This is a genomic window from Sphingomonas sp. ID1715 (assembly GCF_013044515.1).
Taxonomy (GTDB): Bacteria; Pseudomonadota; Alphaproteobacteria; order Sphingomonadales; family Sphingomonadaceae; genus Sphingomonas_B.
In genome coordinates this window covers 86,845-108,607 of sequence record NZ_JABEPR010000007.1, presented here as the reverse complement: position 1 = coordinate 108,607, position 21,763 = coordinate 86,845, and the positions used below count along the sequence as shown (strand labels likewise).

Below are 21,763 nucleotides of genomic sequence, written 5' to 3'. Positions count from 1 at the left end.
ACACAAAAGCGTTAACAAGCGTTTGGACGGCTTACGTAAACGGAAAGGCGTTTGTTTTGACTTCACTTCATGCGAGCGAGCGGATTGCGCCGCCGTCCAAGCTGCTGGCGCTTTCGGAGCTGCCGCGCGCTTTGGCGGAACTCGGTTCGCTGCCCTGGTTCGGCCCATTGCTGATGAGCGCGCCGCGCGGCGACGGTCATCCGGTGCTGGTGCTGCCGGGTTTCATCACCACCGATGCGTCGACCGGTCTGCTGCGCCGCTATCTCGAGCTGCTCGGCTACCAGCCCTATGCGTGGGAGCTGGGCCGTAATCTCGGGCCGAAGGCGATCGGGCGCGAAGGTGAGAAGCTGATCGACCGGCTCGACGCCATCTATGCGGAGACGGGCCGCAAGGTCTCGATCATCGGCTGGTCGCTGGGCGGCGTCATGGCGCGGCAGGTGGCACGGCGGCGGCCGGACAAGGTCCGCCAGGTCATCTCGCTCGGCTCGCCCTTCACCGGCAATCCGCGTGCGACGAATGTCATGCGGGCCTATGAGTCGCTGACCGGCCAGCGCATGGCCGACGAACACACCCAGGCGCAGCTGCGGGAAAGCCGGCAGACCCCGCCGGTGCCTTCAACAGCGATCTACACCAAGGCGGACGGCATCGTCGCCTGGCAGAATTGCTGCGAGCCGGAAGACTCCACGACCGACAATATCGAAGTCTATGGCAGCCATTGCGGCCTGGGCGTCAATGCGTCGGTCCTCTACGCCGTCGCCGATCGTCTGGCTCAGGCGGAAGGGGAATGGGCTCCCTTTGAGCGCAAGGGGCTGCGGGCGCTGATTTACCCCTCGTCGGGTCACGTGCACTGAAGACAAGGCCGGAGGGGCGACCCTCCGGCCTTTCGACACTCGCCTATTTGGCCGCGGGCGATTGCAGCAGGCCCACGAATTCGTCGCGATTGACCTTGCCGTCCTTGTCGGTGTCGGCAGTCACAAAGGCTGCCGCGGCGGCGCGGCCGGCTTCTTCAGTGGTGCGCGGTCCTTCCAGCGCGACCCTCTGGAACTTGTAAAGCATCTGGCCGAACTCGGCTTGGTCGAGACCGCCTGAGCGGTCCTTGTCGAACTTCCACCATTCGGATCCACGGCGAGCTTGATCTCGCCCTTGGTCGCGATGGTGGTCGGCACAGCCTTGTCGGCAAGCGCAGCCCGCTCCGGGCTGTTCTCGACCACAATGGCAGGATCGGTGCTGGGCGGCGGCGTCATGCCGGCCGTGTCGGAGACCGTCTGGGCGGCCGCAGGCAGCGCCGCCGCAATAAGACCGATCACCAGAATCGAGCGTAGCATGGGAAAGCTCCTTCTATCGTGCGCCGCTGGGGCGCCCTGAAGGAGCGCATGGCCCGCCGCGCCGTTCCGAAAGGCGCGGCGGGCCGTGGGCTGACGTCGGTCAGCGGCACTCCGCCGGGGTGCTGCCCTGCTCGACCGCGCGGCCAGCGAGCGCGCCCGCACCGCCGCCCAGGATCGTGCCGACGGCGCTGCGCCGCCCGCCGTCGATCGCACGGCCCAACAAGGCCCCCGCGACACCGCCGACGATGGTGCCGACCGTGCCGTCACGGCGGCGGCAATAGGTGCGTCCGTCCGAGCCGCGCCAGGTCTCGCCGCGATAGGCAAGCCGCTCACGATCCGCTTCGTAACGGGCGCGGGCGTCCTCATAGGCGCGGCGTTCGCGCTCATAGATGTCCCGCTCGCGGTCGAACCGCGCCTGCGCCGCATCGAAGCGACGCTGGGCCGCATCGATATCGGCAACCGAACGGTCGTCATAGCGGTCGTCGTAACGGCGATCGTCGTAACGATCGTCATAGCGTGGCGGCGGCGTCTGCGCCGTGGCCGTCGCCTGAACGAACAGCCCCGCGCTCAGTGCGGACGCGAGAAGAACAACACGCATAACCCCTCCATCTGAACCTGATCGCAGCAACTTAGCGCAACGCTGCTGAACCGCAGGCAACGAAAAGGCGAGGCCCGTAGGCCCCGCCTCTCCTTGCCTCATCGCTGAAGCCGTTAGCGGCAGTCGCTCTGACTGCGCTGGATCTCGCGGCCGCCCAGCGCGCCGCCGGCGCCGCCGATCAGCGCGCCCGCCGTGCCGCCGATCGCCTTGCCGATCAGCGCGCCGGCGACGCCGCCGACGATCGTGCCCACGGTGCCGTCGCTGCGACGGCAATAGGTGCGGCCATCGTCGCCGACCCAGGTGCGGCCGTCGTTGTAAGCCGTCTGCTCGGTCACGCGGTTGCCGTTGCGATCGCGCAGCACGCCGTAACGGTCGCGATAATAGCCGTTCTGGGCATAGGCGGCGTCGCCGCGCACCCAATAGCCGCTGCGGTCGCGGAACCAGCCGTTGCGCTCGGCGCGGGCGGCGGTCACGAGCCGGCCCCGACGGTCGCGCAGCGTGCCGCGATTGTCGACATAGAAGCCGCTGGCGTCGACATTGTAGTTGGCAGCGGCCGATTCACTGACGCGGTTGCCATAACGATCGCGCATCACGCCATAGCGGTCCCGATAATAGCCATTCGCGTAGTAACCACTGGTGTTGGTGCCAACTTGGCTCGAACCATAGGTGCCGCGATATTGGGCGGCGGCAGGCGCCGAGAAGCCGGTCGCGACAGTCGCCGTCAAGGCGAACGCGGTGAGCAACTTACGCATAACTGTTCCTCCTCTTGACCTGCGCTTCAACGGAGGGCCGCGCAAACGGTTTCATGAACCGAAAACAACAAGGGTTAATCGCTGACGACCTGGCCTTGGGCAACCACATAGCGGGTGGCGTGACTGGGTGCGGCAGCGAACAGCTCCGGCTCCGTTCCCGTCATCCACACCTGCCCGCCTTGAACGACCAGCCGGTCGATCAAAGCGGCGCGACGGCCGGGATCGAGATGTGCCGCCACTTCATCCAGCAGCAGCACTGGCGGCTGGCCGGCGCGCTCGGCGACCAATTCGGCATGGGCGAGGATGAGGCCGATTAGCAACGCCTTCTGCTCGCCCGTCGAACACAGCGCCGCCGCCTGCCCTTTTGCCAGGTGCATGACGATGAGGTCCTGACGGTGGGGCCCTTCGGTCGCGCGGCCAGCCGCCCCATCCCGTGAGCGGTTCGCGGCGAACGGCCAAGGACCGGCGTCCGTACCTTCGAGCGATATGCCGGCGCGTGCGAACAGGCTTTCGGGTGCGGCCTCGATCCGCGCGCGCAATGCCTGCACGGTACGTGTCCGCGCTTGTGCCAGGGCGGCGCCATGCTCCTGCATCTGCGCCTCGAGCGCGCTCAGCCAGGAAGGGTCGGCCGCCGCATCGCCGGTCAGCAGCCGCGTCCGCGCCCGCATCGCCGCTTCGTAGCGTGCGGCATGATGCGCATGAGTGGGCTCCAGCGCCAGCACCAGCCGGTCGAGGAAGCGCCGCCGCGCGCCCGCACTGTCAGTGAACAGCCGATCCATCGCGGGCGTGAGCCACAGCACCGCGATCCGTTCCGCCAGCGCATTGGCGGCCGCCGCGACGCCGTTGATCCGCACGACCCGACGTTCGGCAGCGGAGGGCAATGTGCCGCAGCCAATGTCCACACCATCGTCCAGCCGCGCGGCAACGGTGAACCCGCCGGCGCCGTCCTGCCGGGCCATGTCCGACAGCGGCGCCCCGCGCAGCCCCCGCCCCGGCGCAAGCATCGACACTGCTTCAAGAAGGTTCGTCTTCCCCGCCCCATTTTCACCCGTCAGGATGACGAGACCCGGCCCAGGCTCCACCACGGCATCGGCATAGGAACGAAAGTCGGTCAGCGAGAGACGGGAGATCACCACTTTGCCCTAGCGTCGCTCGACCTCCAGAACCACCGCAGTTCTTTTCACGAGCGGTCTGCGCCTCTATCGGCCGCCCGGTGGGACATGTCATCGATCGATATCAGGCGCTGGTCCGCGCCGGCGAGCTGCGCACCGACCCGGCCCAGGCCGACGCCGCCGCCCTGCTCGACCGCCTGGCCGGCGAACTGGAGGCCGTGCCGAAACGCGGCAGCATATTGTGGCGGCTGACGGCGAAGCCGGCGCCGCAGCCGCGCGGCGTTTACCTCTGGGGCGGCGTCGGGCGCGGCAAGTCGATGCTGATGGACCTGTTCTTCTCCGAGGTCCGGATCGAGCGGAAGCGCCGGGTCCATTTCCACGAGTTCATGCTGGAGGTGCACGACCGCCTGCGCATCGAGCGGCAGAAGGAAGCGGGCGATCCCATCCCCGCCGTGGTCGAAGCGCTGAAAGGGGAGGCGCGGCTGATCGCCTTTGACGAGATGGTCGTCAACAACTCGCCCGACGCGATGATCCTGTCGCGGCTGTTCACCCAGCTGATCAACGCCGGCACGGTGGTGGTCGCCACCTCCAACCGCCCGCCTCGCGACCTCTACAAGGACGGGCTGAACCGGGAGCATTTCCTGCCCTTCATCGACCTGATCCAGGATCGGCTCGACGTGCTGCCGCTGAACGGCCCGACCGATTACCGGATGCAGCGCCTGTCGGGCCTCAAGACCTGGCATGTGCCGAACGGCCCCGAGGCGACCAAGGCTCTGTCCGACGCATTCTTCCGCCTGACCGATTACCCGCCCGAGGATCGCGCCCATGTGCCGAGCGAGGACATTCCGGTCCCAGGCGGGCGGACGCTGCACGTCCCGAAAAGCCTGAAGGGTGTCGCCGTCTTCTCGTTCAAGCGGCTCTGCGGCGAGGCACGCGGCGCGGCGGATTACCTGGCCATTGCCCGCCGCTTTCACACCGTCATCATCGTCGGCATCCCACGGCTCGGCCCGGAGAACCGCAACGAGGCGGCGCGGTTCGTGACCCTGATCGACGCGCTTTACGAGCAGAAGGTCAAGCTGCTGGCCGCCGCCGATGCCGAGCCCGCGGAACTCTACGAGACCGGCGACGGTCGCTTCGAGTTCGAGCGCACCGTGAGCCGCCTGATGGAAATGCGCTCGGACGATTACCTCGCCGAGGGGCATGGGTTCGCCTGACTTCACGCTCGTCATTCCCGCGAAAGCGGGAACCCAGCTTTCTGCTTGTTGGGCAGGCCGATCCCGGCAAGAAAGAAGATCTGGGTTCCCGCGTCCGCGGGAATGACGAAATCGGGGATGCTGATGCGCGCACTGATCCTGGCTGGCCTGTTCCTCTCCACCTCCGCCGTCGCGACGCCCGCCGACAATCAATGGCATGCCAAGGCGCGCGCATTGCTCGACAAGGCGATCGCCTATCCCACCGTCGCCGGCCGCAACCAAGTGCCGGCCTATGCCGAGTATCTCGCCGGCGAGTATAAGGCAGCCGGCTTCAGCGATGTACGCGTGGTGCCCCATGAAGGGCAGAAGGGGGACGGCACTGCCGCGCTGATCGTGCGCTGGCCGGCGGCGGGCAAGGCCAAGGCCAAGCCCATCCTGCTGATGTCCCATATGGACGTGGTGGAGGCAAAGCCCACCGACTGGACGCTCGATCCGTTCAAGCTGATCGAGAAGGACGGCTATTATTATGGCCGCGGCACCACCGACATCAAATCCGGGAATGTCGCGGTCACTGCCGCGCTGCTGAAGCTCAAGGCCGAAGGGTTCAAGCCCAATCGCGACCTGATCGTCTTCTTCACCGGCGACGAGGAAACCGAGATGAACGGCGCCCGGCTGGGCGCGACCGACTGGCGCAAGCAGGGCTGGACCGACGCCGAGTTCGGCCTCAACTCCGACGGCGGCGGTGGCGCCTTCACGAAGGAAGGCCGGGCGCTCGGCTTCGGCCTGCAGACGGCCGAGAAAACCTATCAGAGCTATGACCTGACCGTCCGCAACCGCGGCGGCCACAGCTCCCGCCCGCGCCCGGACAATGCGATCTACGAGCTCGCCACCGCGCTCAAGAAGCTCGAAGCCTATCGCTTCACTCCCGCGCTGAACGAGACCACGCGCGCCTATTTCGTCGAGCGCGCGAAACAGGAAAGCGGCCCACTCGGCGACGCGATGCGGCGCTGGATCGCCAATCCGAACGACGGCGCGGCCGCCGATACGATCGAGGCGAACGAACTGGAAGTCGGCACCACGCGCACGCGGTGCGTCGCGACGATGCTGTCGGGCGGCCATGCCGACAATGCGCTGCCTCAGCTTGCGCAGGCGCGCGTCAATTGCCGCATCCTGCCCGGCGTCGAGCCCAAGGCGATCGAGGCGGAGCTGAAGCAGGTGGTCGGCCCGGATGTCGAGGTCACCGCCTTCGGCACCCCCAATGTGCCGACGCCGGTCTCACCGCTGCGGCCCGATGTGGTCGGCGCCTATACCCGCTCCGTGAGGGCGATGTTCCCGAACGCGCAGGTGATCCCGCAAATGTCGACTGGCGCGACGGACGGCAAGGAGTTCCGCGCCGTCGGCATTCCCGTCTACGGCGTCGATGGCAGCTGGATCGTCTCCCCCGACGACGAGCGGGCCCATGGCCGCGACGAGCGGCTGCCGGTCAAGGCGCTGGACGACGATGTCGACCACTGGGTGCGAATGATCCGCTCGCTTGCGGGGTGACCGGATTCGGCGCCGCCGGCGTTAACCATTCTTAAAAACACTCGTCCCAATCTGGTGCATGCAGCAGAAGGGGAATTGCTGACATGGGCAGCAGCTACAAGAGTGCCGCATTCCTGATCGAGTCCCGCCTGGCCGAAGCGGCGCGCGGCGATGCGGACGCCTGTTTCGATCTGGGCATCGCTTATTCGTCAGGTGCCGGGGGTTTGGACGTCGACCTGATCGAAGCGCATAAATGGTTCAACCTGTCGGCCCTGTCGGGCTCGTCCCGCGCCGCCGAGTGCCGCGCGGAAGTCGCCGAAGACATGACCGCGCGCGAGATCGCCGAAGCGCAGCGCCAGGCCCGCGCCTGGCTCAACGCCACCCAGCGCCGGGCGGCGTAGTTCCTCTCTTCGTCATTCCCGCGGAAGCGGGAACCCAGAAGAGAAGTGAAGAAGGCTGGGCCCCCGCCTGCGCGGGGATGACGATCATGAGTGGCGCATTGCTAGAAAGACCCCCCCCACAGGGAGGGCAGGCATTCTTAATTCGCCGTATCGGCCTCCCCCGCCTCGAGCGCCGCGAGCGCTTCGCGCAGCGCCCTCGCGGCTTCCCGCACCGCCTGGACCCGGTCCGGCTTGCTCACGTCCAACGCCGCGACCTTGACCGGCTCGGCTGCCGGTTCCGCCGGCGGCGGCGCCGCTTCGGCCAACCGCACCTGATCGGGATCCACCGCCCGTGCCGGCCCTTCCGGCTCGACGGGCGCGAGGTCCGGCCATTCGTTCTGCGCGGTCTGCACCGGCTCGGCCGCCTTTTCCGCCATCGGAGCAGGCGGTGGCGGCGCAGCGACCGCGAGTTCCGGTGCCGGGGCGGCCGCCGGTTCGGCGTAGATGGGCGGCTGCGGCGGCGCCCATTCGCGGCGGGCGACATAGCGCGGCTCGGCGGCACAGACGGCAAGCCGGTCCTCGTCCGGCACCGACTGGATCAGGTCCATCAGTTCGCCTTCGGAGACATAACCCGCAAAGCGCGCGTCCTGCGCCATGCCGGCGCAGCGCTGTTCGTCGAAGTCCGCATCCGAATAGCGGTTGCCCAGCGACGTCTCGAACGCGGAATAGGCGTTCAGGCCAGCCGACGGCCCCATGGTGCGGATGAAATGCTCCCGCACCACCGACTGTTTGCGCGCGATCAGGTCGCGATTGGCGCGGACGAAGCGGTTGTAATCGGCCGCCATCGCCGGCTCCAGATCGCGGCAGTTGAGCATCGCGACCAGCAGCATCGTCTTGAACCGCTGAACCTTCAGCGCGTCGAGTTCGACACCGTTCCAGCAATCGCGCCCATAGCCCTGATCGACACTGGCCTGGAGCGGCGCGGACGCGCACGACAAGAGGAGCGCCAAAGCGCTCAAACGGCGACCAATCATGTGACTTCCCCTTACAGACCGACGCGGGCTGCCCGCTTGATGCTCTTCTTGGGAGTCGCGTCGTTGAAGAAGCTATCACGACCATGGTTACCGGCAACGGCAAGCCGTTCAGAAAAGACGCTATTCGGGGGCCGTTTCTGTTCAGGAACGATCAGCCGAAGCTCCAACGCGATATTGCGCACGCGTAACGATGCTCAGTGCTGATGTGTCTGCACGGTAAGATGGACGACATTCTTGAGCGGCCTGAGCTTCGCGCGGGCGCCGTCGAGGTCGGCGGGCGCGGCAAGGTCGACGATCACCGCCAGCGCTCCGGGGCCGAGCCGCCACACATGCAGGTCGATGATGCGCTCTCCGGCGAGCAGCGTGCGCACCTGTTCGGCCGTGCGCATATCGGTGCGGTCGAGCAATATGCCCGCCGTCTCCTTCATCAGCCCCCAGGACCAGCGCGCGATCACCAGCGCGCCGACGATGCCGATCACGGGATCGAGCCAGACCAGCCCCAGATAGCGACCGGCGAGCAATGCGCCGATCGCCAGCACCGAAGTCAGCGCGTCGGCCAGCACATGGATATAGGCGGCGCGTAGATTATTGTCGTGATGATGATGGTGGTGCCCTTGTTCGTCGGGTCCGTGATGATGGTGCCGGTCGAACAGCAGCACTGCGCTCACCAGGTTCACGATCAACCCGATCACCGCGACCAAGGTCGCGTCGGCGAAGTCGACGCGCATCGGCTCGAACAGCCGCGCGATCGACTCGCCGGCAATGCCGATCGCGAACACGGCCAGGATCAGCGCGGACGCGAATCCCGCCAGGTCGCCCACCTTGCCGGTCCCGAAACTGTAGCGCGGATCATGAGCATGGCGCCGCGCATAGCGATAGGCGAAGGCCGCGACCGTCAGCGCACCGGCATGCGTCGCCATGTGGAAGCCGTCGGCGAGCAGCGCCATCGACCCGGTCAGGTATCCGGCCACGATCTCGCCGACCATCATCACCGCCGTCAGCGCCACCACCCATTGGGTACGCCGCGCATTGCGGTCGTGATGCTCGTGCAGATAGTCGTGGGAGACGGTTTCCCGGTTCATCATCTAAATCCGTTCGCTTCGAGCTTAGTCGAGAAGCGCAGGCACAGAGGCAAGCCGTTTCTCGACTACGCTCGAAACGAACGGATAATGGGTGTTCCTCAGCGCCCCACCCCCATCTCGTCGAGCAGCCGCTGCGCGCCGTCGACCTTGTCCATCGTCCACAACATGAAGCGGCTGTCGACATGGATGGTGCGATTGACCTCCGGGTTGAACATCCAGTCACTGACCACGCCTTCCAGCGTCCCGTCGAACGCCAGGCCGACGAACTCGCCGTGCGCGTTAAGCGTCGAGGATCCGGAGTTGCCGTTCGTGATGTCGACCGTGGACAGGAAATCGATCGGCAGCGTGCCGAGGCTCGGCGACGCATAGCGGCCATAATCCTTGGCCTGGATCAGCTGGATCGCCTTGTCGGGCGCGTCGAACTCGCCCTTGCCAGTCTGCTTGGCGGCGAGGCCCTCGGCAGTCGTGAACGGCGTCCAGACCTGCCCGTCCTTGGCCTTGCCGGTCACCTTGCCATAGGTGAAGCGCAGCGAGCCGTTCGCGTCCGGGTAGAGCGGTTTGCCTTGGCTCTGGCCATAGGCGAGCCGCCCCGCCATATAGGCCGAACGCGCGCGCTGGATGTCGCCGGCGCGTGCCTTGGCCTCGCTCTCCCGGCGCATATCCTCGTCATAGCTGGCCACCGCCAGCTTCACGAACGGATCGGCCGAGGCCTGAAAGGCCGACACGGGCTGGTCGAGCAGCGCCAGCCGCCCCTTGGTGTCGCCGAGCCGCGTGCCCGCATAGAGGCTGTCCAGCGACGCCGGCAGCGCCGCGTCGAAGCTCGCCACCCGCTCTGCCGTCGGCAGCTTGCGATATTCGGCGAGCGAATGTTCGAGCAGCAGCCGATCGATCGCGGGATCATAGCGGCGCTCGATCGCTGTCAGCCTTTGCTCCAGGAAAGCGCGGTCGCGATCTTGATAGCCGGGCTCCCGCTGCGCATCGGGCTTGCCCCGCTCCTGCGCCCAGCGATAGGCGAGGCGCGCCGCGGAGAAGAGCTGCGCGCGGTTGAGCAGGCCGCGCCGTGCCTCGGCCAGCTCATAGGCATTCTGCGCCTCGATCAACCGGTCGAGCTCAGCGATCGCCGCGCCAAATTGCGCCTGCCGCTTCGGATCGGCGGCGACCCAGGCGCGGTACGCGGCTTCCTCCGCTTCCTTCTTCTCGACCAGGCCGAGCGCCTCTCCCCCGGCCAGCTCACCGATATATTTCTTCTTGTAATTGTCGGCGCCCTTCAGGATCGACGCATAGGTGATCGACGCGGCCTCGTTGCCCGCGACGGCGCTTACGATCCGGTCCGAATATTCGTTGAGCAGGCGCTGCTGCAGCGGCGTCAGCGTCTCGAAGGCGAACTTGGCCTCCGCCGCCGTCTTGTGACGGAAGGTGATGCCCGGAAAGCCCGCGACCATCACGAAGTCGCCTTCCTCGACGCCCTTGTCGGCGATCTTCAGCCAGGCCTTGGGCTTGAACGGCACATTCTCCTTCGCGAACGCCGCCGACGAGCGGTCAGGCGCGACATAGGCACGGTAGAAGCCGAAATCGCCGGTGTGGCGCGGCCACATCCAATTGTCGGTCTCGCCGCCGAAATTGCCGATGCCCGCCGCCGGCGCATAGACCAGCCGCACATCTTTGATCTCCAGCTGCTGCTGCAGATAATAGGTCTCGCCGCCGAAATAGGGCCGCACGTCGCAGCGGCGCGACGGCAGCTTCTCGCACGCGGCGATCAGCGCCTTGCGGTTCGCTTCCAGCCGGTCATAGCGCGCGCGACCGCTGAGCTTCGCGGCGCCTTTCAGCATCGCCGGCGTGACGTTGCGCAGGTCCTCGATCACATAGATGCGGCTGCCGGGCGCGGCGGGCAGCTCATCCGCCAGGGCGGCGGCGAGAAAGCCGTTGGTGATGTAATCCTGCCCCGGCTTGGAGTTGTACTGGATCGAGCCATAGACGCAGTGATGATTGGTCGCGATCAGCCCCTGCGGGCTAAGGAACGCCGCCGAACAGCCGCCGAGCGAAGCGATCGCGGTCAGCGGCGGCTGCTTCAGATTGCCGAGTGCGACCGGATCGAGCTGCAGGCCGGCGGCGCGCAGCTGCTCGGCAATGGCGCCAGTCTGACTCGGCAGCCACATGCCTTCCTCGGCCAGCGCCGTGCCCGAAGCGGTGGCGAGCAGCATGGCGGCAAATGTCTTTATCATCCTGATTTCTCTCCCTGATCCGCGACGCGTTCGCACAGCCGGTCGAGAAACGGAAGCTGGCTTGGCAGCATCATCTGCCTTGCTTCGGCGACACTGAACCAGCGCGCCTCGTCCACCTCCGGAAACCGCTCGCGCCGCCCGCTGCGGGGCGGCCATTCAAGCTCGAACTCGATGCTGACGAGCGCGGCCGGGTCGAACGCCGCCGCGATCGCAAAGGCTTCGACCAGCTTGCCGCCCGCCTGGCGCAGCTGGCCGAGCGGCATGGCTTCCCCGTCCGGCCGAAAGCCCAATTCCTCCTGCACTTCGCGCAGCGCGGCGGCGAGCGGCGTCTCTCCCGCCTCGATCGCTCCTTTCGGGATCTGCCAGGCGCCCGCATCCTTGTTGCGCCAATAAGGGCCGCCCGGATGGACGAGCAGGATTTCGATTCCGTTGTCGGCACCGCGGAAGAGCAGCACGCCGGCGCTGCTGCCGCCTTTGCTCACCTCAGGCGCACTTGGCCTGTTTGCGGCCGGCGGCGACCTGCGCCTTCAGGCTGGCAGCGGCGGTCGCCTCGTAATCGTCGCCGAACTGCGCATAGACCTTGCACGCGTCTGCCGGCTTCTCCAGTCGGGTGAGCGCCTGACCGAGCCAGTACAGGCTCTCGCCCGCACGCTCGCCTTGGGGCCATTTCTTGTAGCTGTCGTAGAGCGCCACCGCCGCCAGCGCCGGCTTGCCCTCGTCGAGGTAGGCGCGACCGAGCAGGTTCTGCGCAAAGGATGCGCGCCGATGGTTCGGATATTTGTCGGCAACCCGCTTCAGCTCGGTTTCTGCCTCGGCATATTGCTTCGCCTGCCAGAGCCGGAAGCCATAGACATAGCCGTCTTCGGCGGCATCGCCGGTGGACGGACGCTCGATGCCACCCGAAGCCGCAGGCTCGGCTGCAACCGGCGTCGGCTCCGCGGCGGAGGCCGGCGCGGGCGCGGCGGCGCGCGCGGCAGCTTCGTCGGTCAACCGCTTCACCTGCTCTTCGAGCTGTCGCAGCTTGAAGCCATTCTGTTCGGTCTGCCCGGTGAGCGCGCGGATCTGCCCCTCCAGCGCGTCGACCCGCGCCGTCAGGTCCGCGATCGGCGATGTGGTCGGCGCGATCGGCGTCGGCGCCGGGGCCGGCGCGACGATTTCCGGCTCGAGCGGCTGGCCGTTCGGGAAGACCTTCCGCTGCACGGCCCGCAACTCCTTCTCGATGCGGTTCACGCGCGTGTTCAGGTCGGGCGCAGTCTGCGCCGTCGCGGCGGTCGTCAGCAGCAGAGAGACGATAAGCGATCGGTACATAATGGTGATAACCCCGGTGAAGCAGCTTCCATGGTCGGTTGCCCCTGTCTCTAACCTGAAGTTGCGAAGGGCAATAGTTCCCCAGCGAAGGCCGGGGCCCAGAGTGCCGTAGCTGGACCCCGGCCTTCGCCGGGGAACATACAGTTTGCGACACTTCGTGACTGGCCAGCATCAGCTCGTCGCTGATATGCAACGGCTGAACGGAGGAAACCCTATGGACGATGCCGCTCCTGCCCGCCGCGACCGCACGCCCGGCGCCAAATTCCTGTTCGCCGGGTTGATCGGCCTGCTGCTCGCGATCCCGCTCTTCTCGGTCTATCTGCTCGTCTATGATAAGCAATCGCAGTCGGAGACGGCGCGCGCTTCCATCGCGGAAGGCTGGGGCGGGCCGCAGACGATGGCAGGTCCCTTCCTCGTCATTCCCTATCTCGACCAGGCGAACGAGACGGTAACCGAGGCCGGACGCCAGGTGACGCGCAGCCGCGACGTCTGGCGCGAACTGGTCCTGTCGCCGCAGGTGGCGGAGATCGGCACGCAGCTGAAGCCGGAACGGCGGCAGCGCTCGATCTACGAAGCTGTCGTCTACGAGGCCGATGTGAACGGCCGCGCGCGTTTCGCGCTGCCCGCCGATCTCGCCCGTTACGGCGTGTCCGCCGACCGGCTTGCCTTCGACCGCGCCGAGCTGCGCTTTGGCCTCTCCGACGCGCGCGGCCTGTTCGGCGCACCGCCGCGGGTGAGCGTCGGCGGTGCGGCCCTGTTGCTGCAGCCGGGCAAGGGCCCCGTCGAGACCGGCGGTTCGGGCTTCTACGCCCCGCTCGACGCCTCGCCGATCCGCGCGGCGCCGCTCGTCAGCGACTTTGCCTATGCCATGCGCGGCAATGCGCATCTGACGCTCGCGCCCCAGGCCGGCGACACACGCTGGACGCTCACCTCCGCCTGGCCCCACCCGAGCTTTCAGGGCGGTTTCCTGCCGGCGACGCGCAAAGTGGACGACAAGGGTTTCACCGCCACCTACCGCCTCGGCAATCTCGCGCTCGGCAAGTCTCTGGTCGAGGTACGCGATCCTGCCGCAGGCGGTGCCGTCGAGGTGCGTCCGCGCGGACTGATCCTGGAGCCGGCGGGCGAGCAGCAGGCGCGCGTCACGCTCGTGCAGCCGGTCGATCTCTACAGCCAGGTCAATCGCGCGGTGAAATACGGCTTCCTGTTCATCGGCTTCACCTTCCTGACCTTCCTGATGTTCGACGTGATCGGCGGCGTGACGGTCGCGAGCGTCGAATATCTGCTGGTCGGCGTCGGCCTGGTGCTGTTCTTCGTGCTGCTGCTCGCCTTTGCCGAAGTGATCGGCTTCACCGCCGCCTATCTGCTCGCCAGCGCGGCGATCATCGGCCAGATCGCGGCCTATTCGGCAGCGGTGCTGAAGAGCTGGCGGCGTGCGGCCTGGGTCGGCGGGCTGCTCGCGGCGCTCTATGCCGTGCTCTACATCCTGCTCAGCCTCGAAGCCTATTCGCTGCTGATCGGATCGGTGATGCTGTTCGTGGCCTTGGGCGTGGTCATGTACGTGACGCGCCGGGTGGACTGGACCGGAAAGAGGGGCTTGGCATGACACGGCGCTATGCGTTCAGGACCGTGGACGTGTTCACCGACACGCGCTTCGGTGGCAACCAGCTCGCGGTGTTCACGGATGCGGCGGGGCTCTCGGACGGAGAGATGCAGGCCCTCGCCGCCGAGATGAACCTGAGCGAGACCAGCTTCGTCCTGCCGCCGGACGATCCGGCGAACGACGCCAGGGTCCGCATCTTCAACCGCACGGCCGAGATGCCCTTTGCCGGTCACCCCAATGTCGGCACGGCCTATGTGCTCGCGCAGCTGCGGCCCGGGAAGGACCGGTTCCGGTTCGAGGAACTGGCCGGCCTCGTCGAGGTACGGCTGGACGCGGCCGGCGGTGCCGAGATCGACGCGCCGCAGCCATTGTCGTTGCTCGGCGAAGTGTCTCCAGCGGCGATCGCCCGGGCGCTCAGCCTCGACGAGAGTGACGTGCTGACTTCCGCCCACAAGCCTGTCCGCGCCAGTGTCGGGGTCGAGTTCGTGCTGGCGGAGGTGAGCGAAGACGCGCTCGCCGGCGCGGCGCCCGATCTGGCCGGCTTCCGCCACGGCATGGCCCAGGTAGCCTCCGATGCCGACCGCTTCTCGATCTTCTTCTATTGCCGACCTGCCGCCGGGCCGCTCCGGGCGCGGATGTTCGCGCCGCTGTCCGGCACCTGGGAAGACCCGGCGACCGGCAGCGCCAATGCGACGCTCGCGGCCTTGCTGCTGTCGCTGAGCGGAGATCGCGAGCTCAGCTACGAAGCTATCCAGGGCGTGGAGATGGGGCGACCCAGCCGCTTGCGGCTGAAGGCCTGGCGCGACGAATCGGACATTCGCGCCTCGGTCGGCGGACGCTGCGTGCCGGTGCTGGAAGGTTTCGCGACGCTCTGAAGAGCTGTTCCCCGGCGCAGGCCGGGGCCCAGTCTTCGGCATCGCTGGACCCCGGCTTTCGCCGGGGAACAGTGGCGGGGAGCCCCGGTTGCGGACCGGAAATGAGGCTCCCCGCCCCGCTCGTCAGAAGCGGTAGCTCGCCGTCAGCGCGATGCCATGCATTCCGAACGACTTGTCCGAACGGCGGAAATCGGTGCCGTTGGCGTTGGTCAGGATGAACGGATTGGTCGCCGGGGCCGGGCCGGCCGCGCGGACGCGGTAGCTGTTATCGTCGAGGCTTTGATAGGTGTAGAGCAGGCCGACCGTCATGTTCGGCGTCAGCTTGTGCTCGATGCCGGCACCCAGGCGATAGCCCCACGCATCGTCATTGCCATTGGTCGTGAAGCTGTTCACCGAGTTGGTCGTCGTGAAGCGGTTCTTGACCTTGCCCCAGGCGAGGCCGCCGGTGCCGTAGACCAGCGTGTTGCCGAACGCATAGCCGGCACGCAGGCGCAGGCTCGCCGTGTCCTTCAGGCGGCGGGTCAGCGTGTATGACGCCGGCGTGGTGCTGAACGCCGTCACGCTGTCGCGGACATTGGTGCGGTTATAGTCGGCGACCACGCCCAGCACGACATTGCCGAACTGCTTGTCATAGCCGGCGTGGATGCCGCCGAAGACCTGGTCCTTGTCGCCGCGGCAGCCGCCCGCCGCCGAGTTGCCAAGCGCGGCGCCGCCGCAGAAGCCGGGCGAGAAGGCGTTGGCGCCGGCCGCCGTGGTCACCGTGTCGCCGAAACTGCCGTCCAGGTTCTTGTCGAACAGCACGGACTCGTTCTTGTTGTTCTGGGTGAAGTTGTAGCCGAGCTGGATGCCGACATAGGGGCCGGTCCAGGTCTCGTCCTGCGCCAGGGCCGGAGCCGCGGCGGTGGTGGCGAGAAGCGCGAAAGCAACAAAGGTCTTCATAGTCTTATTTCCCCGAAGGTATCTTGATTTGGCGCCGCGAAGTGCGGCCGCGGGGCGAGCTACGAGCCGATCCCAGGCTTGGATGCACCGCAGCATCGACGGGAACGAAACGTTCCGCGACGAGCATTTTCGTCGCGCGGAATGTCGCGATCGTCCTTTCTGAGGCCGTCTGTTCCCCGGCGGAGGCCGGGGTCCATTGCTCGCGCTACTCCGCGGCGGCGATGCTGGGCCCTGGCCTCCGCCGGGGAACAGGACCTGTCACCGCCAGCGCAGATTCTCCGGGCCCAAATCCGCGAGGCTGCGCGCCCCCATCAGCTTCATGCCGCGCTCCATCTCGTCGCGGAGCTTTCCCATCGCCCGCTCGACGCCCGGCTGCCCGGCAGCGGCGAGCGCATAGAGGTACATGCGCCCGCCCGAACACGCCTTCGCGCCGACCGAGAGCGCCTTCAGCACATGGCTCCCGCGCCGGATGCCGCCGTCGCAGATCACTTCAATCCGGTCGCCGACCGCATCGACGATCTCGGCGAGTTGGTCGAACGGCGCGCGGGCACCGTCGAGCTGGCGGCCGCCATGGTTGGAGACCATGATCGCGGTTGCGCCGATATCGACTGCCCGTCGCGCATCCTCCGCCGACATGACGCCCTTCAGGCAAAAGGCGCCGCCCCATTCCGCACGGATACGCTCCGCCGCCTTCCAGTCCATCGACTGGTCCAGCATCGTGTTGAAATAGTCGGCGACGGACAGCGCCACCGTCGTGCCCTGCGACACATGCGTCTGCAGATTGGGCAAGGCGAAGCGCTCGCGGAACAGATAGTCGAGCGTCCAGCGCGGGTGCGCGGCGAAGCTGACCGCGGAGCGGGGCGTCAGCCGCGGCGGCGAGGTGAAGCCGGTGCGCAGGCACCGCTCGCGATTGCCGCCGACGATCGTGTCCACCGTCAGCGCGATCGCGTCGAAGTTCGCGGCCTTGCAGCGGTCGATCATCGACCGGTTCAGCCCTTCATCCTTGTGGACATAGAGCTGGAACAGCTTGGGCGCGCGCACGGTCGCGCCGACTTCCTCGATGCTGACCGTGGCGAGGCTCGAAATGCCGAACCAGGTGCCGAACTTCTCGGCCGCCGCGCCGACCGCGCGCTCGCCCTGCCAGTGGAACAGCCGCTGCAAGGCGGTGGGCGAGAAGAAGAGCGGCAGCGCGACCTCCCTGCCCATCACGGTCGTCCGCATGTCCACCTGCGCCACACCCGCGAGCACGCGCGGCACCAGGTCGCAGTCGTCGAACGCGGCGGTGTTGCGCGCCTTGGTCAACTCGTCGTCGGCGGCGCCGTCGATATAGTGGAAGACGGGGGAAGGCAGGCGCCGGCGCGCCAGCTCACGGAAATCCTCGACATTGTGGCAGTCGGTCAGGCGCATGCGATGGCGTCGGCGATGCGGTCCATGTCGGCTGCCAGGCGGGCATGCAACTCGGCATCGTCGAGCGCGTCGAAACCGACCAGCTGCGGCATGGAGAGGCCGAGGCGGAGGGTCGCGCCCCAGCGGCCATCCTCCAGCTTCACGCACTTGACCGGCTGGCCGAGCCGGATGCCGCGGTCCACCAGCGCCTTGTGCAACCGCACCGCTTCATCGAAGTCGGGCCGGCCCGGCCGTCCGGAAAAGTCGATCGTGGACAGCGTACGCATTTCGATCGGGTGGGCGTCGCCTTCGGTGCGGTGGCCGGGCGGATAGGGCGCCATCCGGCGTCCGCCGAGCCGCTCCACCATCGCCGTCCGCACTGCGGCGTGGAAGGCGAGGATCACGCGCGTGACCCGGTCCAGCGACAGGCGCTGGAACCGCTCCAGCTCGAATACCGAAGCGGACAGCCGCAGCAGCAGACCCGGATTGGCCCCATCCTCGAGCGCGTCGGCACCCGGCCAACCAGCCGGCCACTCGGCACGGCGAAAGATCGACGCGAACCCCTCCGGCAGCGCCGGCGCCTTGTGCGCCAAGGAAGGCGGCACCAGTGCGAAGCCGCTGAACGGCGGACCGCCCATGAACTTCGAACCGGTGATGAAGACGATCGCGTCGCGCGCGAGATAGTCGCCGATGGCCGGGCTGGTGATCCGCGCCTGGCAGGCATCCACGACCAAGGTCGCCTGCCCCTGATGCCGGGCGAGGAGATCGTCGATATCCTCGAGCAGCGGCAGGATCAGCCCGGTCTTCGAGCCATGGACGACATGGACCAGCGCATGCGCATCGGCATGGCCGTCGAGCGCCTGCTCGATCCGGTCGCGGATAGACGCGCTGGTGAAGGCGTGGCCCAGCGCATCCCGGACGGCGATGTCCTCGATCGTCACGCGCTCGCCCAGGCCGGGCACCGGCTCCCCGGGCGTCACTGCCTGCCCGAGCGCGGTTTCCTTGGCGAAATAGCGGCCATGGGCGGAATGGATGCAGCCGCTGCCGACCTCGTCGGCGCCGAGCAGGATATTGTGCAGCCGCTCGGCACGGTCGGCGACGCAGGCGAGCGCGACATATTCCAGGTCCGTGCCCGACGGCGCGAACACGACCGCGACATCATCGGCCACGCCATAGGCGGCACGAATGCGGCGGCGCAGGCTCTCCAGCCCGGCCGCATAGTCCTGCTCCCCCAGCGACACGATATGGGCGAAGGCGTCGCCCGATATGTCGTTCGCGGTCGAGGACGCATAAGCGAGCACGTCCTGCGGATAGGGTGCGGAGTAATAGCGATTCTGCCAGCGATCTGGCGTCAGCACGATCCGGGCATCGCCGCCCTGGGTCATCAGTTCGGCGGCCCGGCGCTGATCCGGCGTCAAATCCTCAAAACGCATTGACGCGCTTTAGGAGCCCGGCGCACCACTGCCAACATGGGGATTGGGGGCAAGCGAAGGCGGCGGCCGCCGCCATGGACGCCGGTTCTGATCTACGGCGCCGCGCTCGCCGCCGGCGCGGTGCTGCTGCAATGGCTGGATTACCGTCACCTGGTGCGCGCGCAGACGAGCGGCTGGCATCTGGCCCTGGTGGCGGCAGGCTTTCTTGCGCTGGGCGTGTTCGTCGGCGTCCGCGTCGTCGGTGCGCGACGACCTCACGAGGCGACCGGAAACACAGCCGCTCAAGCTTCCCTCGGCATCAGCGATCGCGAGCTGGCGGTGCTTCGGGAACTCGCCGCCGGTCGCTCCAACAAGGAAGTGGCGCTGCGACTCGGCGTATCGCCGAACACCATCAAGACGCACGTCGCTCGCCTCCACGAAAAGCTCGGCGCCCGCCGGCGCACCGATGCGATCGCCCGGGCGCGCGAACTTGGCCTGATCCGATGATTCGGAGCGAGGAAGAGGGGTGATTTCGTCACAATCACCCTTTCGGGCGATTGCGTGGCCGCGGCCCGGCTGGCCCCATGAGGCGGTCTGTTTGAAGGGAGCCCGACTATGACTGCCCGCATCTTCTCCTATGGCGCGATCGCCGGTCTGATCGTCGGCGTGCCGATGTTCGTCATGATGGTCGCCCTGGATGGTCCGCCGCTCGCATACGGCATGCTCATCGGCTATACGACGATGCTGCTGGCGCTCAGCACCATCTTCGTGGCGGTGAAGCGCTATCGCGATGTCGAGCTGGGCGGCGTGATCCGCTTCTGGACGGCGTTCGGCATCGGCCTCGGCATCAGCGCGGTGGCGGGCCTCATCTACTGTCTCGCCTGGGAAGCGGCGCTCGCGGTCAGCGGCGTCGACTTCGCCGGCGACTATGCCCGGCTGATGATCGAGCAGCAGCGCGCCGCGGGAATGAGCGGTGAGAAGCTCGCCCGCTACGTCGCCGAGATGGACCGGTTCCGCGCGCAATATGCCAATCCGCTCTTCCGCGTGCCGATGACCTTTTCGGAGATTTTTCCGGTCGGCCTGATCGTCTCGCTGGTCGCCGCCGCGCTCCTCCGCAACAGCCGCTTCCTGCCCGCTCGTGCGGGTTGAGGAGGCGCCAACGCCGTCCGGCCTTTCGTTCGGGCCGGGCGGCGACTATTTGCACGCCTGATGACCCAGCCGCTCACCATTCCACAGGAGGCAAAGGACCGCCTCCGCATCATGTTCATTGCCAAGCATGCCAAATGGGGCGGCGGGCTGCATCCGGAAGACGGCAACCACGCCCTCTACCATGTCGAGGTGCGCACCATTCTCCAGGAGCTCGGTCTGAAGCTGGAACTCGCCGACCGCTACGAGGCGTTGTTCGACAATCCCGGCGTCGACTTCGTGTTTCCGCTGCTCAACCGCGGCGGCTTCCTCAACTCCGAAATGATGCTGCCCTTGCTCTGCACGCGGCTGGGCATTCCCTATCTCGGCGCCTCGCCGATCCTGCGCGGCCTGTCCGACGACAAGCATCTGACCAAGCTCTGCGCCGCCGCGCGCGGCGTGCCGACCGCGCCGTGGAAGATCTTCCGCCGCGGCGCGCCCGTCACCGAAGCCGGCGCGCCCATGGCCGAGCGCATGGTGATCAAGCCCAATGCCTCCTCGGCTTCCTGGGGCGTGATGGATGCATCGGACTGGGCCGGCGTCGCCCATGCCGTCGCCGAGATCCACGACATGGGTCATGACGCGATCATGGAGCCGTTCCTGAGAGGTTCGGATGTCGAGGTGCCGGTCGTAACCGTGCGCGGCGACCCGTTCGTCATGCCGATGATGCTGTTCGAACAGGCCGATCCGAGCCATCTGCGCACCTATTACGAAAAGCGCGACCTGGTCGAACGGGCCCAGAAATATCAGCTCGTCGATTATGACGACGCTCACTTCCAGCCCATCATCGACGATCTCACCCGCAAGATGCTGGGTGAGTTCTTCCCCTTCGATTACGGCCGCTATGAATTCCGACTCGATCTCGATCGCGGCGAAGTGAACTTCCTCGAGGTCAATCTGAACTGCAATCTCTGGTCGGAAAAGGTGTTCGGCCGCTCGGCCCGGCGTGCCGGCTGGACGCAAGCCCAGCTGATCGAGACGATCCTTGCCGAGAGCCTGTACCGGCACGGCCTGATCGCGCAGGACTGATCATGGGCTTCACCGCAGTCGTCCTGAGCGCCCAGCGCGACGGCAAGCTCGATCCGCTCGCCGCAGCGCATGGCGTTTCGCACAAGGGGCTGATCCCGATTTGTGGCCGGCCGCTGATCGACTGGGTGATGGACGCGCTCACCGCCACCCCCGGGCTCGATCGCGTGCGCATCTCGCTCGAAGAAGGCGCAGCCGAGCTGTTCCGCGCGCATCTGGGCACACGCTGGGCGGTGCCGATCGACTTCGTGACATCGGCTTCAAACCTGGCCGACAGCGTCTATCGCGCGGCCGAAGGCGTCGACGGCCCGATCGTCTTCACGACCGCCGACAATATCAACCTCACCTCGGGCGCGGTGACCGCGATGCTGGCGCCGTTCGCCGCCGGCGCAGATGTGACGGTGGCGGTCGCGACCAAGGCCGCCGTGCTCGCGGCTCATCCGGAAGGGCAGCGGCGGTTCTACGAGTTTTCGGACGACGCCTATTCCAACTGCAACCTCTATGCGACCGGCTCGGCCAAGGCGCTGAAGGCGGCGGAGACCTTCCGCGAAGGCGGGCAGTTCGCCAAGAACCCGCGTCGGCTGATCACCGCCTTCGGCCTGATCAACGTGCTGATGCTGCGCTACCGGCTGGTCTCGCTTGCCTCCGCATTCCGCCGCATCTCGCGCCGGCTGAAGATCCGCATCGAGCCGGTGGTGCTCGCCGATGGCGGCCATGCGATCGACGTGGACAACGAACGGACCTATCGCTGCGCAGAAGTGGTGCTGCGCCGCCGGCTCGGCGACACCGCGCCTGCCGCAGCCGAATAGC

Annotated in this window: 23 protein-coding genes; 10 read left to right on the top strand and 13 right to left on the bottom strand. The window is 67.2% G+C overall.

Features of this window, described 5'->3' with window-relative positions; translation table 11 throughout:
• Nucleotides 1–56: 56 nt before the first annotated feature.
• The gene (locus HJG53_RS15385; protein ID WP_171132129.1) at nt 57–851 is read left to right on the top strand and encodes a triacylglycerol lipase; all 795 of its coding nucleotides are present in this window, start codon (nt 57–59) and stop codon (nt 849–851) included.
• Nucleotides 852–894: 43 nt separating this feature from the next.
• Here HJG53_RS15385 and HJG53_RS19205 read toward each other — a convergent pair whose 3' ends face one another.
• The 4 genes from HJG53_RS19205 to recF form a co-directional block, all read right to left on the bottom strand.
• Complete coding sequence (locus HJG53_RS19205) at nt 895–1,056, bottom strand: EF-hand domain-containing protein (RefSeq protein WP_368039593.1); 162 nt, start codon at nt 1,054–1,056, stop codon at nt 895–897.
• 369 nt (nt 1,057–1,425) lie between these two features.
• Nucleotides 1,426–1,923, bottom strand: coding sequence for a glycine zipper 2TM domain-containing protein (locus tag HJG53_RS15375; RefSeq protein ID WP_171132127.1), 498 nt, complete (start codon nt 1,921–1,923; stop codon nt 1,426–1,428).
• Nucleotides 1,924–2,036: 113 nt separating this feature from the next.
• Nucleotides 2,037–2,675, bottom strand: a complete 639-nt coding sequence (locus tag HJG53_RS15370; protein ID WP_171132125.1) for a hypothetical protein — start codon at nt 2,673–2,675, stop codon at nt 2,037–2,039.
• Nucleotides 2,676–2,749: 74 nt separating this feature from the next.
• Complete coding sequence (recF, locus tag HJG53_RS15365) at nt 2,750–3,808, bottom strand: DNA replication/repair protein RecF (protein ID WP_171132123.1); 1,059 nt, start codon at nt 3,806–3,808, stop codon at nt 2,750–2,752.
• A gap of 80 nt (nt 3,809–3,888) precedes the next feature.
• Here recF and zapE point away from each other — a divergent pair, with 80 nt between their 5' ends.
• The 3 genes from zapE (at nt 3,889) to HJG53_RS15350 (ending at nt 6,905) form a co-directional block, all read left to right on the top strand.
• Nucleotides 3,889–5,001: a cell division protein ZapE gene (gene zapE / locus HJG53_RS15360; protein WP_171132121.1), complete on the top strand. Its 1,113-nt coding sequence runs from the start codon at nt 3,889–3,891 to the stop codon at nt 4,999–5,001.
• 123 nt (nt 5,002–5,124) lie between these two features.
• Nucleotides 5,125–6,525, top strand: a complete 1,401-nt coding sequence (locus HJG53_RS15355; RefSeq protein ID WP_217352882.1) for a M20/M25/M40 family metallo-hydrolase — start codon at nt 5,125–5,127, stop codon at nt 6,523–6,525.
• A gap of 83 nt (nt 6,526–6,608) precedes the next feature.
• Nucleotides 6,609–6,905 (top strand): hypothetical protein, encoded by a 297-nt coding sequence (locus tag HJG53_RS15350; RefSeq protein WP_171132119.1) that lies wholly within the window; start codon nt 6,609–6,611, stop codon nt 6,903–6,905.
• A gap of 137 nt (nt 6,906–7,042) precedes the next feature.
• Here the strand turns inward: HJG53_RS15350 and HJG53_RS15345 are convergent, their stop codons facing one another.
• From HJG53_RS15345 to HJG53_RS15320, 6 genes are all read right to left on the bottom strand, one after another.
• Entirely contained in the window at nt 7,043–7,918 is an 876-nt protein-coding gene (locus tag HJG53_RS15345; protein ID WP_171132117.1) for a hypothetical protein, read from the bottom strand.
• Between the two features lie 11 nt (nt 7,919–7,929).
• Nucleotides 7,930–8,100, bottom strand: a complete 171-nt coding sequence (locus tag HJG53_RS15340; RefSeq protein WP_171132115.1) for a hypothetical protein — start codon at nt 8,098–8,100, stop codon at nt 7,930–7,932.
• 12 nt (nt 8,101–8,112) lie between these two features.
• A complete protein-coding gene (gene dmeF, locus HJG53_RS15335; RefSeq protein ID WP_171132113.1) occupies nt 8,113–9,003 on the bottom strand; it encodes a CDF family Co(II)/Ni(II) efflux transporter DmeF in 891 nt (296 codons plus the stop codon).
• A gap of 95 nt (nt 9,004–9,098) precedes the next feature.
• The gene (locus HJG53_RS15330) at nt 9,099–11,222 is read right to left on the bottom strand and encodes a S46 family peptidase (RefSeq protein ID WP_171132111.1); all 2,124 of its coding nucleotides are present in this window, start codon (nt 11,220–11,222) and stop codon (nt 9,099–9,101) included.
• Nucleotides 11,219–11,704 (bottom strand): NUDIX domain-containing protein, encoded by a 486-nt coding sequence (locus HJG53_RS15325; protein WP_171132109.1) that lies wholly within the window; start codon nt 11,702–11,704, stop codon nt 11,219–11,221. Before HJG53_RS15325 ends, HJG53_RS15330 begins: the two co-directional genes overlap by 4 nt.
• A 1-nt stretch (nt 11,705) precedes the next feature.
• The gene (locus tag HJG53_RS15320) at nt 11,706–12,530 is read right to left on the bottom strand and encodes a tol-pal system YbgF family protein (protein WP_171132107.1); all 825 of its coding nucleotides are present in this window, start codon (nt 12,528–12,530) and stop codon (nt 11,706–11,708) included.
• 214 nt (nt 12,531–12,744) lie between these two features.
• Between HJG53_RS15320 and creD the strand changes: the two genes are divergently transcribed.
• Nucleotides 12,745–14,133 carry a cell envelope integrity protein CreD gene (gene creD, locus HJG53_RS15315; RefSeq protein WP_171132105.1) on the top strand — a complete coding sequence of 463 codons (1,389 nt, stop codon included), beginning with the start codon at nt 12,745–12,747 and terminating at the stop codon, nt 14,131–14,133.
• Nucleotides 14,130–15,005 carry a PhzF family phenazine biosynthesis protein gene (locus HJG53_RS15310; RefSeq protein WP_171132103.1) on the top strand — a complete coding sequence of 292 codons (876 nt, stop codon included), beginning with the start codon at nt 14,130–14,132 and terminating at the stop codon, nt 15,003–15,005. The genes creD and HJG53_RS15310 overlap by 4 nt, the downstream gene beginning before the upstream one ends.
• A 123-nt stretch (nt 15,006–15,128) precedes the next feature.
• On the opposite strand, the gene HJG53_RS15305 is transcribed toward HJG53_RS15310, so the two are convergent.
• From HJG53_RS15305 to HJG53_RS15295, 3 genes are all read right to left on the bottom strand, one after another.
• Nucleotides 15,129–15,944 (bottom strand): outer membrane protein, encoded by an 816-nt coding sequence (locus HJG53_RS15305; RefSeq protein ID WP_171132102.1) that lies wholly within the window; start codon nt 15,942–15,944, stop codon nt 15,129–15,131.
• A 258-nt stretch (nt 15,945–16,202) separates the two neighbouring features.
• A complete protein-coding gene (locus HJG53_RS15300; protein WP_171132100.1) occupies nt 16,203–17,351 on the bottom strand; it encodes an alpha-hydroxy acid oxidase in 1,149 nt (382 codons plus the stop codon).
• Complete coding sequence (locus tag HJG53_RS15295; RefSeq protein WP_171132098.1) at nt 17,342–18,763, bottom strand: hypothetical protein; 1,422 nt, start codon at nt 18,761–18,763, stop codon at nt 17,342–17,344. The genes HJG53_RS15300 and HJG53_RS15295 overlap by 10 nt, the downstream gene beginning before the upstream one ends.
• Before the next feature lie 36 nt (nt 18,764–18,799).
• On the opposite strand from HJG53_RS15295, the gene HJG53_RS15290 reads away from it, so the two are divergent.
• From HJG53_RS15290 to HJG53_RS15275, 4 genes are all read left to right on the top strand, one after another.
• Nucleotides 18,800–19,249, top strand: a complete 450-nt coding sequence (locus HJG53_RS15290) for a response regulator transcription factor (protein WP_171132096.1) — start codon at nt 18,800–18,802, stop codon at nt 19,247–19,249.
• Nucleotides 19,250–19,357: 108 nt separating this feature from the next.
• A complete protein-coding gene (locus HJG53_RS15285; protein WP_171132094.1) occupies nt 19,358–19,891 on the top strand; it encodes a DUF4199 domain-containing protein in 534 nt (177 codons plus the stop codon).
• 60 nt (nt 19,892–19,951) lie between these two features.
• Nucleotides 19,952–20,956 (top strand): phosphoribosylglycinamide synthetase, encoded by a 1,005-nt coding sequence (locus HJG53_RS15280; RefSeq protein ID WP_171132092.1) that lies wholly within the window; start codon nt 19,952–19,954, stop codon nt 20,954–20,956.
• Between the two features lie 2 nt (nt 20,957–20,958).
• Entirely contained in the window at nt 20,959–21,762 is an 804-nt protein-coding gene (locus HJG53_RS15275; RefSeq protein ID WP_171132090.1) for an NTP transferase domain-containing protein, read from the top strand.
• Nucleotide 21,763 lies beyond the last annotated feature (1 nt).